This is a genomic window from Exobacillus caeni (genome assembly GCF_005747095.1).
Lineage (GTDB): Bacteria > Bacillota > Bacilli > Bacillales > Guptibacillaceae > Exobacillus > Exobacillus caeni.
In genome coordinates, this window is record NZ_SWLG01000002.1 from 74798 (window position 1) to 91228 (window position 16431).

16 protein-coding genes are annotated in these 16431 nt (G+C 42.1%); 13 read left to right on the forward strand and 3 right to left on the reverse strand.

Going from position 1 to position 16431, the window contains the following annotated elements; all coding sequences use genetic code 11:
• Window positions 1-535 precede the first annotated feature (535 nt).
• The 3 genes from FCL54_RS03825 to FCL54_RS23810 all read left to right on the forward strand — a co-directional run bounded on the left by FCL54_RS03825 (window position 536) and on the right by FCL54_RS23810 (window position 2121).
• Entirely contained in the window at window positions 536-1033 is a 498-nt protein-coding gene (locus FCL54_RS03825) for a transposase (RefSeq protein WP_138123393.1), read from the forward strand.
• A 431-nt stretch (window positions 1034-1464) separates the two neighbouring features.
• On the forward strand, window positions 1465-1968 hold the full coding sequence (locus tag FCL54_RS03830) for a coiled-coil domain-containing protein (RefSeq protein ID WP_138123395.1): 504 nt from the start codon (window positions 1465-1467) through the stop codon (window positions 1966-1968).
• Window positions 1969-1980: 12 nt separating this feature from the next.
• On the forward strand, window positions 1981-2121 hold the full coding sequence (locus tag FCL54_RS23810; protein ID WP_171016672.1) for a hypothetical protein: 141 nt from the start codon (window positions 1981-1983) through the stop codon (window positions 2119-2121).
• A gap of 207 nt (window positions 2122-2328) precedes the next feature.
• Here the strand turns inward: FCL54_RS23810 and FCL54_RS03835 are convergent, their stop codons facing one another.
• Together FCL54_RS03835 and FCL54_RS03840 are read right to left on the reverse strand one after the other, a co-directional pair.
• The gene (locus FCL54_RS03835) at window positions 2329-3897 is read right to left on the reverse strand and encodes a glutathione ABC transporter substrate-binding protein (protein WP_138123397.1); all 1569 of its coding nucleotides are present in this window, start codon (window positions 3895-3897) and stop codon (window positions 2329-2331) included.
• Between the two features lie 22 nt (window positions 3898-3919).
• Entirely contained in the window at window positions 3920-5017 is a 1098-nt protein-coding gene (locus FCL54_RS03840; protein WP_138123399.1) for a M24 family metallopeptidase, read from the reverse strand.
• Window positions 5018-5209: 192 nt separating this feature from the next.
• Here FCL54_RS03840 and nikC point away from each other — a divergent pair, with 192 nt between their 5' ends.
• The 10 genes from nikC (at window position 5210) to FCL54_RS03890 (ending at window position 14741) form a co-directional block, all read left to right on the forward strand.
• A complete protein-coding gene (gene nikC / locus FCL54_RS03845; RefSeq protein ID WP_138123401.1) occupies window positions 5210-6127 on the forward strand; it encodes a nickel transporter permease in 918 nt (305 codons plus the stop codon).
• A gap of 14 nt (window positions 6128-6141) precedes the next feature.
• Window positions 6142-7062: a nickel ABC transporter permease gene (gene nikB, locus FCL54_RS03850; RefSeq protein WP_138123403.1), complete on the forward strand. Its 921-nt coding sequence runs from the start codon at window positions 6142-6144 to the stop codon at window positions 7060-7062.
• Between the two features lie 12 nt (window positions 7063-7074).
• Window positions 7075-8145: an ABC transporter ATP-binding protein gene (locus FCL54_RS03855; protein WP_138123405.1), complete on the forward strand. Its 1071-nt coding sequence runs from the start codon at window positions 7075-7077 to the stop codon at window positions 8143-8145.
• On the forward strand, window positions 8126-9115 hold the full coding sequence (locus FCL54_RS03860) for an ABC transporter ATP-binding protein (protein ID WP_138123407.1): 990 nt from the start codon (window positions 8126-8128) through the stop codon (window positions 9113-9115). The genes FCL54_RS03855 and FCL54_RS03860 overlap by 20 nt, the downstream gene beginning before the upstream one ends.
• A 95-nt stretch (window positions 9116-9210) precedes the next feature.
• Window positions 9211-9978: a sensor histidine kinase gene (locus tag FCL54_RS03865; protein ID WP_138123409.1), complete on the forward strand. Its 768-nt coding sequence runs from the start codon at window positions 9211-9213 to the stop codon at window positions 9976-9978.
• Window positions 9975-10670, forward strand: a complete 696-nt coding sequence (locus FCL54_RS03870) for a response regulator transcription factor (protein WP_138123411.1) — start codon at window positions 9975-9977, stop codon at window positions 10668-10670. The genes FCL54_RS03865 and FCL54_RS03870 overlap by 4 nt, the downstream gene beginning before the upstream one ends.
• A 1-nt stretch (window position 10671) precedes the next feature.
• Entirely contained in the window at window positions 10672-11937 is a 1266-nt protein-coding gene (locus tag FCL54_RS03875) for a hypothetical protein (protein WP_138123413.1), read from the forward strand.
• A gap of 25 nt (window positions 11938-11962) precedes the next feature.
• A complete protein-coding gene (locus tag FCL54_RS03880; RefSeq protein ID WP_138123415.1) occupies window positions 11963-13573 on the forward strand; it encodes a gamma-glutamyltransferase family protein in 1611 nt (536 codons plus the stop codon).
• The gene (locus tag FCL54_RS03885) at window positions 13573-14205 is read left to right on the forward strand and encodes a chromate transporter (RefSeq protein ID WP_138123417.1); all 633 of its coding nucleotides are present in this window, start codon (window positions 13573-13575) and stop codon (window positions 14203-14205) included. Before FCL54_RS03880 ends, FCL54_RS03885 begins: the two co-directional genes overlap by 1 nt.
• Window positions 14202-14741 carry a chromate transporter gene (locus FCL54_RS03890; protein WP_138123419.1) on the forward strand — a complete coding sequence of 180 codons (540 nt, stop codon included), beginning with the start codon at window positions 14202-14204 and terminating at the stop codon, window positions 14739-14741. The genes FCL54_RS03885 and FCL54_RS03890 overlap by 4 nt, the downstream gene beginning before the upstream one ends.
• Before the next feature lie 202 nt (window positions 14742-14943).
• Here the strand turns inward: FCL54_RS03890 and gabR are convergent, their stop codons facing one another.
• Window positions 14944-16359, reverse strand: a complete 1416-nt coding sequence (gene gabR, locus FCL54_RS03895; RefSeq protein ID WP_138123422.1) for a MocR-like transcriptional regulator GabR — start codon at window positions 16357-16359, stop codon at window positions 14944-14946.
• Between the last annotated feature and the right edge of the window lie 72 nt (window positions 16360-16431).

Consider the following 16431-nt stretch of genomic DNA (forward strand, 5'->3'; position numbering starts at 1 on the left):
ATAAGTGAACTTTGACAATGCCTGGCGTTTTATTGATAGAGTTTTTTTAGTTGTATACTACTTTTAAAAGAATTTCAAAAATATTTTCTCTACGGAGTTACAAAGAAGCTTTCGTCAAAATGTTTTTGAGGAAGCTTTTGACTTTTGATGTTATTTATAGGTGTCTTCACGAGGTCTAATATCTATTATGATAATAATGTTTGCTTTTTAATTTAGGAGGGAGTTTATGGAGATATTTAGCAGCAGGATTTCTTAGTTTTATCATAAACTTATTCATTTAAGGTCTTCACGATCGTCTTTTAAATATCGATTTTAGCTTTTTTGTTGTAGGAATTTATTCCCTTTTATTGAATTAATAAGTAACCCTCTTTTACCCTTCTGTAAAACACATTTTAACCCCAAAATCTCATAACCCGTTTAAAGAAAGTCTTTCATTTTACTCCATATAAGTATTTTTAAACTCCTTTACTATCCAATTACATTTAAAACTCTAATAATCTCATTTCTTTTCAACAAATAAAGAGGTGATTCAGGCTTGCCTAGAAAGGCCAGGAGAAAGAGCAGTACTGGAATCTATCATGTCATTTTAAGAGGAATTAATAAACAAACAATTTTTGAGGAGGATGAAGACAAGCGCAAGTTTTTAGAGACGTTGAAGAAATATAAGAGAATCAGTCAATTTGAGCTATATAGCTACTGTTTGATGGATAACCATGTCCATTTATTAATTAAGGAGTCAGAAGAAACGGTTTCGAAAGCTTTGAAGCGAATCAGTTCCAGCTATGTGTACTGGTACAACATGAAGTATGAACGGATTGGCCATTTGTTTCAGGAGCGGTTTAAGAGTGAGACTGTTGAAACTCGGGCATATTTTCTTACATTAGGAGTTACAAGTAACAGTGTGTTACAGCGGATGGACAGGGAAGAAAGGGATAAAGTTTTAGCAAGGCTTAAGGAACTAAATGGTGTAAGCATAAGGCAGATATCCAGGATAACAGGGATTTCTAAAAGTGTTATTCATCGAACTGAATAGCTGGGACTGAGTGTGGGACTGAGGGACAGGTTCCTTGTCCCGAGTTTTTGGAAGGAAAGAGGACAGGTGCTTAGTTCCATTTACATCCCTATTTCGAACATAAGTCTAAATCAAACGTATGGTTAAGAGCTTGTTCCTTCTTCTTACGCTAATAGAGGGACAATCAGCCTGTTTCCTGCGCTTTCCTAGACGGTTATCTAAAGGTATGGAAAAAAGAATAAAAGGAGTAGCGGTTTATAAACTTACAGGAAGCAAAGTCTGGATAGGTCTTCCTCTCTCATTTGGAAGCTCATATGGATACGATGGAAAGAATCAACGGCCTGGAGGATCATCCAAATAGCTGGTAAAGCACCCGGCTTCATTAGAGAAGAGGATCATAACATTTCTTTATAAGCGTGTTATAATTTAAAATAGGAAACGGAGTGATTTAAGTGGAAGAAACTTTGAATCAGATACTTGGGGAACTTCAAAAACTTAATACTCAATTTGATAGTTTAGAGAAGGGTCAGCAAGAATTAAAAACAGATGTAACCGATCTTAAAATAGATATAACTGGTCTTAAAACCGATGTAACCGATCTTAAAACCGATGTAACCGGTCTTAAAACAGATGTAACCGATCTTAAAACCGATGTAACTGATCTTAAAACAGATGTAACCGATCTTAAAACCGATGTAACTGGTCTTAAAACCGATGTAACTGATCTTAAAACCGATGTAACTGACCTTAAATCAGGACAAGATCAGTTAAAACATAACCTAATTAATGGACTTGGACCATACTTTGAGCAAATTGAGAAACACATCGATACCAAAACTGATGAACTTAAAGATACATTAGAAGGCCAACAAAGAGTGATTGATACTTTAGCTGCTCGTTCTATTAAGCATGAGAGTGACATAAAAGATTTTAGACGCATAATGAAAAATCAATAAGAGGGATAAGTTATGGCGTCTGACCGAACAGAAGAAGAACAATCCGGTATTTGTTCTTGTGATGTTGATGGTGGAGGAAACGGGTATTTGTTAAAGAGAGCACTCGGGATGAAGCAGCTTTCAACGGTGTACTGTCTCAAAATGGTAGCGTGAAGCCTGTTGATGAAGAGAAAGTATTTGTTGGTTATAACAAAACCAGCAATGTCCCAGTTTTGAATATCCCTGAAAGAAAGAGAAGAGGAAAACCACCTTCTAGAAGCTGATATAGAGGATAGAGGGACAAGGGGAACCTGTCCCTGTGTCCAATTCACATGTTAAAAGGCCAGCCTCTTACCAAAAGAGACCGGCCTTTCATTTTACTTACTTAATAGATACATCATTAATCATCAACGTACCAGCAGGGTGCATCCAGAATCCTTTTACATTGTTTCCAAGTGCTACCAGGTCTTCATCGTTTCTAATAAAGATCATCGGAGCATCTTCCATTTCGATTTTCTGTGCTTTTGCATAAATTTCTTTACGCTTTTCAGGGTCAGATTCTCTACGCCCTGCATCGATTAGTTTATCAACTTCAGGGTTGCTGTAGAATGTACGGTTACCAGGATTTCCGATCGCTTCAGAATGGAACAAGAAATACTGGTTGTAGTCCGCATCACCTGTCATGTTAGACCATCCAAGGATGAACATATCGTGTTCGCCGTTGGCAGTTGCTTCAAGGTAAGCTCCCCATTCAAGTACTTTCACTTCAGCTTCGATTCCTACGCCTTTTAGCTGGGATTGAAGAACTTCAGCAAGGTCGACGCGTGCTTTGTTGTCGTTCGTCCAGATCGTTGTTTTGAAGCCATCTTTATAGCCTGCTTCAGCAAGTAATTCTTTCGCCTTGTTTACATCATATCCATAGCCTTCAAGGTTCGGGTTATGTCCCCATACTCCAGGTCCCATCGGTGCAGTTGCTTTTGTACCTACGTTATTATAAACGCCTTCTAAAATAACGTCAGTGTCAGTCGCAAGGTTGATCGCCTGTCTTACTCGAACATCGTCAAAAGGTTTCTTTTGGACGTTAAAGCCAACATAGTCGATTCCTAACCCTTCACTGCGGTTTAGCTTCATGGAAGAGCTTCCTTCGATTCGTTGTACATCTGTTACTGGTACAGGTTCAGCGATATGGGCTTCACCAGTTTCCACCATCGCGATACGAGTTGCGTCTTCTGGAATTACTTTAAATACTACTTGATCTACTTTAGCTTTTTTGCCCCAGTAGTCATCGTTTTTCACAAGGTTGATTTCCTGGCCAGGAGTCCATGAATCAAACTTGAAAGGACCAGTTCCGACCGGGTGTTGTCCAAGTGTGTCACCATATTTCTCGATTGCTGCCGGGCTGATGATGCCACCAGAGTAGTGAGCAAGATTAGCAAGCAGCGGTGCAAATGGATATTCCGTAATAAGCTGTACAGTGTAGTCATCCACTACTTTTACTTCTTTAATCATTTCAAAGAGTTTTGCACGAGGAGATGCGATCTCCGGGTCAAGAATTCGTTCGATCGTTTTCTTAACTGCATCTGCTTTAAATTCAGTGCCATCATGGAATTTAACTCCTTCACGAAGCTTGAATTCCCATGTTAAATCGTCGATCTTTTTCCATTCCGTAGCAAGAGCTGGTTGAATTTCCATGTCTTTATCTTGCTTAACAAGTCCTTCATAAATTTTTCCGTGGTAAACGTTAGCAGAAGGAATATCAGTTCCTTTATGTGGGTCAAGCTGTGTCGCATCTGATAATTCCGCGATGACTAATTTGCCACCATTTTTACCGCTCGCGCCGTCGGAACTTTTACCGCTGCTAGCTTCATTTGAACCCGTACATCCAGTCAAGACTGTTCCGATTATAAATAGAGCTGCAAGTAACAAAGACAAAGCTTTCTTTGATTGCATAGATGTGGCTCCCCTTTCTATTTTAAACAGGTAAGATTTGAAGTTCTTTTGTAGATTTTGTTAGGTTTTCATATCCGTCTTCGGTTATCACAAGCAAGTCTTCGATCCGAACACCTCCGAACCCAGGTATATAGATACCAGGCTCCACAGTAATAACCATTCCGGGCTGCAGAGCTGTTTGATCCATAGCTCGCATTACCGGCATTTCATGCACCGCAAGACCAATAGAATGTCCAAGGCTATGGCCAAAGTTGTCCCCATATCCTGCTTCACGGATAATCGACCTTCCGACCTCATCAAGCTCTGAACAAATCTTGCCTGGACCAATTGCTTTAAGCGAAGCCTCCTGGGCCTTCCTGACAATGTGATAGATTTCTAGCTGTTTGGGAGAAGGTTCACCGAGCACGACCGTTCTTGTGAAGTCAGAATAATAGCCGTTTACTCTTGCCCCGATATCCATCTTTACAAAATCGCCTTTTTTCACAATGCGTTCCGTAGCCTGTCCATGTGGAAGGCTCGCTCGTTCGCCTGATGCGATGACATGGTTCGCTTTAATTCCTTCCGCACCGGCTTTTCTCATATAAAACTCAAGCTCAAGCCCAATCTCTTTTTCGGACATACCCGGTTTAATAAAACCAAGAATATGGTCAAAGGCCTTATCACAGAGCGAGACGCCTTTTCGTAAGTAACAGATCTCTTCTTCATCCTTAATCATCCGAATATCATTTGCGATCGGTTCAATCGGAGTAAATGTATATGAAGGAAGAGCATTTGAAATTTCGGTATAGATATCGACGGGCATACTTCCGGATTCGATTCCTACGTTTGATCCTGGCAATGAGGATAACGCATTACTGATCTTTTCGTACATATTGCGTTGATGTTGAATAATCTCAAAATCCTTAGCTTCCTCTTCTGCCTGGTCTGTATAGCGAAAATCTGTATATAGATAACAGTTTTCTAAAGTTATAAGCAGCGCGCCGCTTGAACCCCTAAACCCTGAAAAGTAATATCGGTTTTCAGGAGAAGAAAGAATCACTGCTTCTATATTGCCCTCTGTCATTTTAGAACGAAGCTTTTCAATTCGCTTCACTTTTGTATTTACTGTTGTTTCCACCATTTGTTCCACCACCTTTCTGTTAGTTTCCCACCCGCAGTTGAATGGCTTAGACCAATTATAAGAAAATTTAGAATAAAATATTTACGTTTTCATTACTCAAATTTACAAAATGATTACTAAAAATTAAAAATACAACAAAAATTTATTATTTTCTGATAGTTTTACATTACAGACATACGAGGAGGGAGACATATGAGTAATCAAGCGGTCAAGATGGACAACCAACCATCACTGCAAGCACCGAAAAAGATTAAACCATCGCATCCCAAAGTGGAAAGATGGAAAGCGTTCTATAAACAGCTCAAAAAAAATAAAATGGCCATGGCCGGGGGAGCGATCATTCTTTTCTATTTAATACTTGCTGTCGCAGCGCCGGTTATCGCTCCGTATGACCCATTGGCAATCGACCTTGGAAATAAGCTCGCCACTCCATCATGGGAGCACTGGATGGGAACGGATGATAAAGGAAGAGATATTTTGAGCCGGATTTTATACGGTGCCCAGTTGTCACTTGGAGTCGGGGTTGTATCCGTTTCGATCGGGGCGTTCTTCGGAATTATCCTGGGTCTCTTTGCCGGATATTACGGAAAGTGGATCGATACATTCATTAGTAGATTTATAGATGTATTGCTGGCGTTTCCTGGTATTTTACTTGCATTAGCGATTATTTCCGCTCTTGGACCAAGCATGATCAATGTCATGATCGCAGTCGGAATTTTCTCTATCCCTACATTTGCAAGGATTGTCAGAGGTTCAACCTTATCAGTCAAAAAGATGGAATATGTCGATGCGATCCGTTCACTCGGTGCAAACGACTTTAAGATCATTTTTGTTCATATTTTGCCTAACATACTTTCTCCAGTCATCGTTCAGGGAACGTTAAGGCTTGCGACAGCTATATTGACAGCCGCGGGACTTTCTTTCTTAGGAATGGGAGCACAACCGCCAACGCCGGAGTGGGGTGCAATGTTGAGTTCAGGCCGAAACTTCTTATGGCAGGCTCCTCATTTAGCAACATTCCCTGGACTTGCGATCGCAACGATCGTACTTGGCTTTAACCTGTTTGGAGACGGACTCCGTGATGCATTAGACCCTAGATTGAAACAGTAGAGGAGGAAGAAGTAATGTTTGTTTTTATTGCACGACGAATCTTTCAGATGATTCCCGTATTGCTCGGGGTTACATTAGTGGTTTTTCTTATTATGCAGATGGTACCTGGTGACCCAGCTGTTCTATTGGCCGGGGAGAGTGCTTCAGATGAACAGGTACAACAGATCAGGAGCCAGCTTGGACTGGATGAACCTGTTGTTACCCAATACTTCACCTATGTGAAAAACGTCGCACAGGGGGATCTTGGTACATCAATCAGAACAAACCGCCCTGTGATCGATGAAATTCTTACACGTTTGCCAATCACGATTGAACTGGCATTCTGGAGCATCCTGGTAACGATTGTTCTGGGTTTGCTGGCTGGTATTATTTCAGCGACAAAACAGTATTCTTTTTCTGATATATCCTTGATGGTCGTAGCGTTATTGGGGGTATCGTTGCCGAACTTCTGGTTAGGTTTGATGCTCATTCTTTATTTCTCGGTTAAAATACAAATCTTTCCGGTTTCAGGCTGGGGGACGTTCATGCATGTTATCCTTCCGGCGCTTACGCTTGGAACAGGCGGTGCAGCGATTGTAGCCCGTATGACACGATCAAGCATGCTGGAGGTTATTCGACAGGATTACATTAGAACAGCAAAAGCAAAAGGGGTAAAAGAACGGATCATCGTTTATAAACATGCTCTTAAAAACGCCCTGATCCCTGTTATTACAGTAGTTGGTTTGCAGTTTGGAGCTTTGCTTGGCGGAACCGTGTTAACCGAAACAGTATTTGCGATCAACGGTATCGGAAGACTCATTATCGATGCGATCCGGATGAGGGATATGCCTGTCGTACAGGGAACGATCCTAGTAGTGTCGATTATTTTCGTGCTCGTTAATATGATAGTCGACATATCTTACCGATTCCTGAATAAACGGATAGATCTCAACTAAAGGAGGGACACCATGAATAAACAAGATCAAGATGTGCTGGTGGTTAAAAATTTAAAGACCCATTTCTTTACGGAAGATAAAGTAACAAAAGCAGTAGACGGAGTGGATTTTAAAGTGAAGCGCGGAGAAACGCTGGGGATTGTCGGAGAGTCCGGCTGCGGAAAAAGTATGACTTCTTTATCGATCATGCGCCTTGTCCCTTCTCCGCCTGGAAAAATTGTTGATGGTGAAATTTTGTTTAAAGGTGAAAACCTGCTGGATAAATCGGAAGAAGAGATGAGAAAAGTTCGAGGAAATGAAATTTCGATGATTTTTCAGGAGCCGATGACATCGCTCAATCCGGTTTATACAGTGGGAGAGCAGATCGCAGAGGCGATTCGCATCCACCAGAATGCAGGCAAAAAAGAAGCATGGAATAAAGCTGTCGATATGCTGAAGTTGGTCGGCATGCCGTCGCCGGAAAAGCGTGCAAAGCAAGAGCCGCATGAGTTGAGTGGTGGAATGAGACAGCGGGTTATGATCGCGATCGCATTAGCGTGTAACCCGGAGCTCCTAATCGCGGATGAGCCAACGACAGCACTGGATGTAACGATCCAGGCACAGATCCTCGATTTATTGAAAAAACTCCAAAACGAGCTTGGGACAGCGATCGTAATGATCACCCACGATCTGGGAGTGGTAGCGGAGACGTGTGACAAGGTAGCGGTTATGTATGCCGGAAAAGTCGTAGAGTATACAGATGTAGATTCGCTGTTCGAAAATCCAAAGCACCCTTATACAGAAGGGCTCCTCAACTCGATTCCAAAGCTTGATGAGGACGTGGAGGAGCTGCAGGCGATAAGAGGAAGTGTACCGAGTCCGAGCGATCTGCCGAAGGGCTGCCTGTTTGCACCGAGATGTCCATATGCCAGAGAGCTTTGCCACCAATCACTGCCTGATTTGACGGAAATGGATGGAGAAATAAAGGTAAGATGCTGGATGCATACTGAAGAATGGAAGCGAGAAGATACTCCTATCACCAACGATAAGGACCAGACTGACTCAGATAAGGGGGTAACGTTATATGCAGCTGGAAACAGTTAAGAAAGTAAAGAAGCCGTTATTACAAGTGAATGATTTGAAACAATACTTCCCGATAAAAGGGGGATTGTTCGGTAGGACCGTGAACCATGTGAAAGCAGTAGACGGCGTGAGCTTTGATATTTATGAAGGCGAAACGGTTAGTATCGTTGGAGAGTCAGGCTGCGGGAAGTCTACGACCGGCAGGGCCATCCTTCGCCTTGAAGAACCGACAGATGGAAAGGTTACGTTTCAAGATAAGGACTTGCTCGGTTTAAGTAAACGGAAGATGAGAAACATGAGGAAAGACCTCCAGGTTATTTTTCAGGATCCATACGCTTCCTTAAATCCACGGCAAACGGTAGGGAGAATTTTGGAAGAAGCGTTAGAAATTTTAAACGTTGTCCCTAAAAAGGAACGTCCACAGCGAGTAAAAGAGCTTTTAGAACAAGTAGGCCTTCAGGCTGAATTTGCGGATCGTTTCCCACATGAATTTAGCGGAGGCCAGCGTCAGAGAATCGGAATCGCCCGTGCATTAGCGGTGGAGCCTAAGCTAATCATATGTGATGAGGCAGTTTCTGCGCTTGATGTTTCCGTACAGGCACAAATCTTAAATTTATTGAAAAAGCTGCAAAGGCAATATAACCTCACCTATCTCTTTATCTCCCACGATCTGGGTGTTGTTCGTCATATTTCGGACCGGGTAATCGTGATGTACCTCGGCAGGGTAGTAGAGATCGCGGATAAAAAATCGTTGTTCGAGAATCCGCAGCATCCTTACACGAAGGCGTTGTTATCAGCGATTCCAGAGGCGTCCCGCAAACGAAAGAAGGAGCGGATGATCTTAAAAGGAGATGTGCCATCACCGATCGACCCTCCGACAGGATGCCGGTTCCATACGAGATGCCCGCTTGCGACGGAGCAATGTAAGGTGAAGACACCAGAAGTGAGACAGGTTGGACCAGAGCATTTTGTAGCATGTGATGTGATCTAGCTGGAATGAAATGTTCCTATTATCTGTTTGCTGTGCTTCCTGATGTTATTTTAGGTATGCTATACTATTAAAAAAATTTAGGCATGTGATCCGAGATGATAACCTTCAATGCTTTTACAACTTTAGTTATTTTTTCCATCTTAGCTCCGATTGCCGGGGCTGTATCTCTTTTATTCATGCTCGCGTTTGAAAGGGAAATCAACTTTTTAAAAAGCGAAAATACGAAAGTCAGGCTTGAAAAGGATTTGCAGCAAAGTGAATACATGCAGTTAAATCAACAGATTCAGCCGCACTTTCTGTTTAACAGCATGAACCTGCTGCTCGGTCTGGCAAGGCTAAAGAAAATGCCGGAACTTATCGAGGTGCTTGAACACTTATCGATTTTCTTACGGTTTAAGTACCGGGTGAAGGAACAATTGATTCCCCTTTCAATGGAATTGGAGCACACGGAACATTACCTTGGGATTCAAACAATCCGGTTTGGTGAGCGGCTCAAGGTCACCATGGACATTAGAAATGAAGATGTGAAACGTGGCCTCATCCCTCCTTACATGCTTCAGACCCTGGTTGAAAACGCCTTTAAACATGGTTTGGAGAAGAAGATGGGAGAAGCTCACGTTACGGTCATCCTTTCTCTGGCAGATGACAATAATATCGTTTTAACCGTGAAGGACAATGGGGTCGGCATACAAAATGGCCATGAAAAGCTGAGTGATGGACATGGGTTGACTAATGTTAGAAGAAGGTTGGGTTATCTCTTTGGAAGCGGGGCTTCTATCGCACTTTCCAACAATCCTGATGGAGGTGCTATGGTGGTGGCATCCTGGCCTTTTAAAACAGAATTACAGCAGGTGATAAAATGAACGTTTTGTTAGTGGATGATGAACCGTTTGTCTCAGAACAGTTAGAAATGATGATCAAACCGATCTGCCCTTTCTGGAATCTCTATAAAGCTTACGACAGCAGCCAGGCTCTAAAACTAAGCCAGGATATCCAGTTTCAGCTTGCATTTTTGGATATCGAGATGCCGGGAAAGTCAGGACTGGAACTGGCTAAAGAATTAAAGGAACAATTTCAGGGTTTAAACATTGTTATTTTAACAGCTTACCAGGATTTTGATTATGCACAGCAATCAATTAAAATCGGGGTATCTGATTATTTGACGAAACCAATAATTGAAAGTGAACTTAAAGAGGTTATCAAACGGTATGCCAATGAGGTTGATTATACATCTTATTCCAAATTGATCAAAGATACGCTGCAAATCGTACATGAACGGTATGGAGAAAAGCTTAACCTCTCCATTATTGCAGGGGATGTTCACGCTAACTCTTCCTATTTAAGCAGAAAGTTTAGCGATGAAGTCGATATGCCTTTTTCCGACTACTTAACAAACTACAGAATTGAAATGGCGAAGTCCCTGCTTGAGAACAGCAGCCTCAGTGTTTCTGAAATCGCTGTGCGAACAGGATTCAGCAGCCTCCATTACTTCAGTACGATGTTTAAGAAAAAGGTTGGAATAACTCCTAAAAAGTATCGAGAAGAAGGAACGTAAATTGAAAGATGTTCAGAACCAGGGTCCGGTGATGTCAGGGATCGCACTGAGTGCTATTTATTTAATCGCCAGGTGGGTTACAGGATACGTTCTGCTGATTGGGCCTGAAGCGATGATAACCGTTGGATTGTATGCCGGAGTAGGAGTAGCCCTGTTTGGTACGCTTTCCTTTATCCTATTTTCTCCAATCGCAAAGCAAGTACGAACCCAATATTCGGATTATGGAAATTTGCGAGAATTTCTTAGTGACAATATGAGTGAGCACGGGAGCAAGGTTATGAGAATGATTATTTTTGGAATCGGATTCACCGGGCTTGTTCTTCAGGCGATTGCTGGCGGAACCGTCTTGTTTGCGATTTTTAACATTCCTGTTTCTCTGGCTACACTTATATACTTACTTGTTAGTTATTTGTATTCCATCATTGTCGGCGGCGAACGGCTTCGAAAATACAGGCCTTATAACGTAGGATTTTTATATTTTTTACTCATTATTTTATTGATCTATTTTTTTATCCTGGATGGAATTGAAACTGCCTTTGCTGGTATTAGGCTCTACCACCCTTATCTGCTTATTTTGAATTGGCCGGAAATGCTTGTGTTTATTGGAGCGGGTGCTCTGGTTATGCTTGGCCAGCTCATTGTCGATCCGGTGACATGGCGGCAGGTCTTCCAAACTGAAAAGGAGAAGGCAGGTAAGACGTTTCTTTTTACAAGTGCTATTTGGGGCACGATACCGCTTGCTTTTTCGATTATGTTTGTAACGGTCATTTCTACAGGCGGATTCACAAATATGTATGGCGTTCTTGATCAGTTTTTTGCTCATATAAAACTGCCTGCCCTATTTGTTTTGTTTTCCTTATTATTGCTGTTAATTTTGTTCTCGACGTTTAATTCTGTGCTGCTTGAAGTTTCAAAAACCCTTAAACCCAAACAGACCCGTGGCTCTGTCGTAAAGCAGTATTTTTGGTTAGTGATTCCGGTCGCAGTTGTTTGTATTGCCCTTTTAGAATTTCGAGAGGAAGGGTTGTTAGAGCTTTTTTATGAGTTTGGAATTTTTTATGCGGCAGCAATAAGCCCTATATCGATAATGGTATATAAAAAGGAAAAAGGAGATTTGAAGGTCCCTGTATGCATTTTATCAGGGGCTGTAATCGGTTATTTTTCTTTATTATTTCTGAATGTATATGGATCCATTTTTATAAGCGCTTTATTTTCGCTTCTTATTTCATTAGCTTTAATGAACAGGGATATTAGGCAGCAAATTTAAAAATAAAAAATTGGGAGTGGAGACGATGCAACAAGATCATCTATTTTATCCTTATAATTCACAGCGAAACACAACAATAGCAAAAAAAGGTATGGTCGCAACCTCACAGCCGCTCGCAGCTCAGGCAGGTCTGGATATTATAAAAAAGGGCGGGAATGCGATCGATGCAGCGATTGCTACTGCGGCATGTTTAACGGTAGTGGAACCAACTTCTAATGGAATAGGCGGGGACGCATTTGCGCTGGTATGGACGAAAGGAAAGCTTCACGGCTTGAATGCAAGTGGACCTTCTCCAAAGAACATTTCGATCGACGCTGTTAAAGAACGAGGATACGAAGAGATTCCAAAGCACGGCTGGATCCCTGTAACTGTTCCTGGAGCACCGGGAGCATGGGCAGAGCTATCAAAGCGCTTTGGGAAGCTTCCTTTAACGGAGGTGTTAGCACCAGCAATCGATTATGCTGAGAATGGCTATCCGATTTCACCCATTCTCGGAAAGTACTGGAAAAGCGCAGTGAACAAATTCAAAGAGATCTTATCAGGTGCGGAATTCGACAGTTGGTTTGAGACGTTTGCTCCTGATGGAAAAGCTCCTGAGATCGGTGGGATTTGGAAGTCTCCAGGCCATGCTGTAACATTGAGGTCTATTGCAGAAAGCAATGCTGAATCGTTTTATCAAGGTGAGCTGGCAGAAAAAATAGAACAGTTCTCCAAAGAATACAATGGTTTTATTACAAAAGAAGACCTTGCTTCATTCAAACCAGAATGGGTAGATCCTATTAAAGTGAATTATCGAGGCTATGATGTGTGGGAAATTCCTCCGAATGGCCAGGGGCTAATTGCTTTAATGGCGCTAAACATCCTTAAAGAATATGAGTTTGACCAAAAAGAATCTGTCGACACGTACCATAAGCAGATGGAAGCTATGAAACTAGCATTTATGGACGGCCAAAAATACATCACAGAAGAAAGTGAAATGTCTGTGAAGGTAGAGCAGTTGTTGTCTGAACAATACGGAGAAGAGCGCAGGTCTCTGATTGGGGAAGAGGCACTTACTCCAGAACCGGGAACGCCGCCTAAGGGAGGAACAGTTTATCTCGCAACTGCGGATGAAGAAGGCAATATGGTTTCGTTTATCCAGAGTAACTACATGGGATTCGGTTCAGGACTTGTGGTGCCAGGCACCGGGATCGCACTCCAAAACCGCGGTCACAACTTCTCACTAGATCCAGAACATGATAATCGGTTGGAGCCCAGCAAGAAAACGTACCATACGATTATCCCGGGATTTATCACAAAAGGCGACCAGCCGGTGGGATCGTTCGGAGTGATGGGCGGATTTATGCAGCCGCAGGGGCATGTTCAGGTAGCGATGAATACGATCGATTTCCACCTCAATCCGCAGGCCGCGTTAGATGCACCAAGATGGCAATGGCTTGAAGGGAAGAAGATTGCAGTTGAAAATAATTTCCCTACCCATATTGCACAGGCGTTAGCTAGAAAAGGACATGACATTCAAGTAGCTCTTGATTCCGGTTTGTTTGGCAGGGGACAGATTATCTGGAGAAACCCGGACAGCGGAGTCCTGTTTGGCGGAACAGAATCAAGAACAGATGGAAGTGTCGCGGCGTGGTAATGGAAAGCAGAAAGGAAGCCCTGGAACCGACAATTAAGAATCGATCCCCGAAGTTGTCCCTTCCCCAAAAACAGGGCCAGTTGTTCTGGGCATTCTTTAAAGTAGGAATGCTCGGCTACGGGGGAGGCCCATCTTCTATACCTCTTGTTCATAAAGAGGTTGTTGAGAACTATAAATGGATGAACGATGATGAATTTGGGGATACGTTGGCACTCGCAAACACCCTGCCAGGACCAATCGCTACCAAGATGGCAGGTTACATTGGATATAAAGTAGGCGGGATAACTGGTTTGATCAATGCTGTTGCAGCAACGATCATTCCGACAATCTTTTTGATGGTTATCCTTTTAACCTCATTGTCCACGTTTAAAGACCAGCAGTGGGTAGCAGGAATGGCGCAGGCAGTCGTTCCCGTCGTAGGAGTAATGCTCGCGGTGCTTACCTGGCAGTTTTTTAGTAAAGCTAAAGGTGGTCTTGGTTGGACTGGCAGTATAATACTTGTACTGGCAAGTATTATGGCAATCGAGTTCTTAGGCATTCATCCGGGTGTTGTTATCTTCGTATTATTAGTCGCGGCTTTTATCAAAAAGGACAAAGAGGCTGGAAATGAAAAGAGTGGTGAAACGTCATGATCTATTGGCAGATTTTCCTGGCATTTTTCATTCCCGGAATATTGGGGTACGGAGGCGGACCGGCTTCGATTCCTCTTGTAGAAAATGAAGTTGTTGACCGCTTTGGATGGATGAACGTCAACGAGTTTAGTGAAGTGCTTGCGATGGGGAATGCACTTCCCGGTCCGATCGCCACTAAAATGGCAGGATACATCGGATTTGAACAGGGCGGTGTGCTTGGAGCAATCGTCGGAGTATTCGCTACAGTAGCACCATCGCTTATCTTGATGGTCGTTCTGTTGGGCATACTTTATAAATTCAAAGATTCGCCAAAAGTGAAAAGGATGACATTATTTATCCGCCCGACGATTGCAGTATTACTTGGCGTGATGGCTTATGAATTTTTTAAAAGCTCTTACGAAGGAGCTGGTTTGCTGCAAACAGCTTTTCTAATAGTCGCAAGCTACCTTCTTCTAGAGAGGTTTAAAGTCCATCCTGCGTTTGTAATCATGGGAGCGTTAGGTTATGGAGCGGTTTTCCTGGGAGGTATAATATAAGAACACACCCCTTGATCAGAGGGGGACAAAGGGACAGGTACCTTGTCCCAGGGCTGGTTAGCATGTTCAGGTGAGTAATGTTGATGAACCAAACAATAAAGATTTTTTCGAACAGAGGCCTCAATCAAACATTTGATTGAGGCCTGTGTTCGTTTTAAATAAATTATTTTTTTCCTTCAACTAAGGGACAAGGAACCTGTCCCTATGTCCCAAGAACACTAAAAAGACGATCAACAGCTTCAGCTATCTTTTCCTCCTGAATGTTAGCAAACCCGATAATTAAATCGATCTTATTATTACTTTCGTATTCTTTCTCTAGTAAAAACCGTTTCATTGTATAGATTTCTAGTTTTTGTTCCTTGGCCCTTGTTTCAATTTCTTCATAGCTTTTTGTGGTTTTAAAGTGGGCTAGTAGATGGAGGCCGGCTGGTATGTCATCGATTTCCACATTGCTTTTAAAACGATCCTGAAGCTCTTTTATTAACATTTTTCTTTTCGTTTCGTAAAGATGGTTCATTCTTTTTACGTGTCTGCTGTACTCTCCGTTTTCTATAAAATAGTGTAAGGTGAAAAGGTTTAAGGAGTTGCTGGATTGGATTAAATCGGTATGGTATCGACGGAACTCTCTTAATAAATCAGGCGGCAGTACCATGTAGCTAATGCGTAAGCCGGGCAACATCGTTTTAGAAAAAGAGCCGGTATAAATAACCCGCTGATTGCGGTCTAAGCTTTGTAAGGCAGGAATACTGTCTGTTTTATATTTAAATTCACTATCATAATCATCTTCTACAATATACCGATCGCCAGAAGAAGCAGCCCAGTTTAAAAGCTCGATCCGTCTGGATATAGGCATTATTTTACCGGTAGGAAACTGGTGGGACGGAGTGACGAACGTGAAATCTGCTGTTAAAGAGTCAACTTCCTCTATCTTAATCCCCCTGTCATCGAGACCGACAGGATTAACGTTAAACCCCATTTTCTTTAATAAAGAATATAATCGAAAGTACCCGGGGTCTTCTAACGCAACAACTGCGTTATTATTTTGTGTTACCATTAATTGTTGTATCAATGACATGGTACCAGAGCCGAGCACCACTTGTTCCGGTTCACAGATAACTCCTCTTGTTAGAGCTATCAAACGGCAAATGGTTCTCCTCACAATATAAGGACCCTGGGGATTAGGGATTTCAGAGAGTTCCCTTTTGTGCAGGCTTAGAGCTTTTTGCTGGCACTTTAACCATTCTTTGAATGGAAATAGTGAAATATCTGCCGTCATATGGGAAAGTGACAGCCATCCTTCGTGATTCTTACTCTTCTCTTTAAGGTCTTGAGGCAACGGTTTTTTTATAGAGTTCTCATTGTGTAAAAAACGAGTGATGCTTTCTACATAATATCCTTTTCTCTCAGAAGTATAGATATAGCCTTCAGCAAGCAGTTGTTCATAGGCATTCATCACGGAATTCACACTAACATTTAATTGGTCTGCGAGATTTCTTTTAGATGGAAGTTTTTCGTCTGGCTTCATTCTCCCTTCTAAAATATTTACCTTGATTCCCTCGTAAATCTGCTGATAGATGTAGTTTTGATTCGATTGTTTATCTATCTTTACATAGATCATAATTATCCCTCTTCAACTGGTACCTTATTTTTTTCATAATTGGTACTTTTCATTATACCAAATCACTGTCAT

Bases quoted from the DNA above. Each gene is read 5' to 3' on its own strand.
- FCL54_RS23810 (WP_171016672.1), top strand. From the start codon at position 1,981: ATGGCGTCTGACCGAACAGAAGAAGAACAATCCGGTATTTGTTCTTGT.
- FCL54_RS03835 (WP_138123397.1), bottom strand. From the start codon at position 3,897: ATGCAATCAAAGAAAGCTTTGTCTTTGTTACTTGCAGCTCTATTTATA.
- FCL54_RS03840 (WP_138123399.1), bottom strand. From the start codon at position 5,017: ATGGTGGAAACAACAGTAAATACAAAAGTGAAGCGAATTGAAAAGCTT.
- nikC (WP_138123401.1), top strand. From the start codon at position 5,210: ATGAGTAATCAAGCGGTCAAGATGGACAACCAACCATCACTGCAAGCA.
- nikB (WP_138123403.1), top strand. From the start codon at position 6,142: ATGTTTGTTTTTATTGCACGACGAATCTTTCAGATGATTCCCGTATTG.
- FCL54_RS03855 (WP_138123405.1), top strand. From the start codon at position 7,075: ATGAATAAACAAGATCAAGATGTGCTGGTGGTTAAAAATTTAAAGACC.
- FCL54_RS03860 (WP_138123407.1), top strand. From the start codon at position 8,126: ATGCAGCTGGAAACAGTTAAGAAAGTAAAGAAGCCGTTATTACAAGTG.
- FCL54_RS03865 (WP_138123409.1), top strand. From the start codon at position 9,211: ATGATAACCTTCAATGCTTTTACAACTTTAGTTATTTTTTCCATCTTA.
- FCL54_RS03870 (WP_138123411.1), top strand. From the start codon at position 9,975: ATGAACGTTTTGTTAGTGGATGATGAACCGTTTGTCTCAGAACAGTTA.
- FCL54_RS03880 (WP_138123415.1), top strand. From the start codon at position 11,963: ATGCAACAAGATCATCTATTTTATCCTTATAATTCACAGCGAAACACA.
- FCL54_RS03885 (WP_138123417.1), top strand. From the start codon at position 13,573: ATGGAAAGCAGAAAGGAAGCCCTGGAACCGACAATTAAGAATCGATCC.
- FCL54_RS03890 (WP_138123419.1), top strand. From the start codon at position 14,202: ATGATCTATTGGCAGATTTTCCTGGCATTTTTCATTCCCGGAATATTG.
- gabR (WP_138123422.1), bottom strand. From the start codon at position 16,359: ATGATCTATGTAAAGATAGATAAACAATCGAATCAAAACTACATCTAT.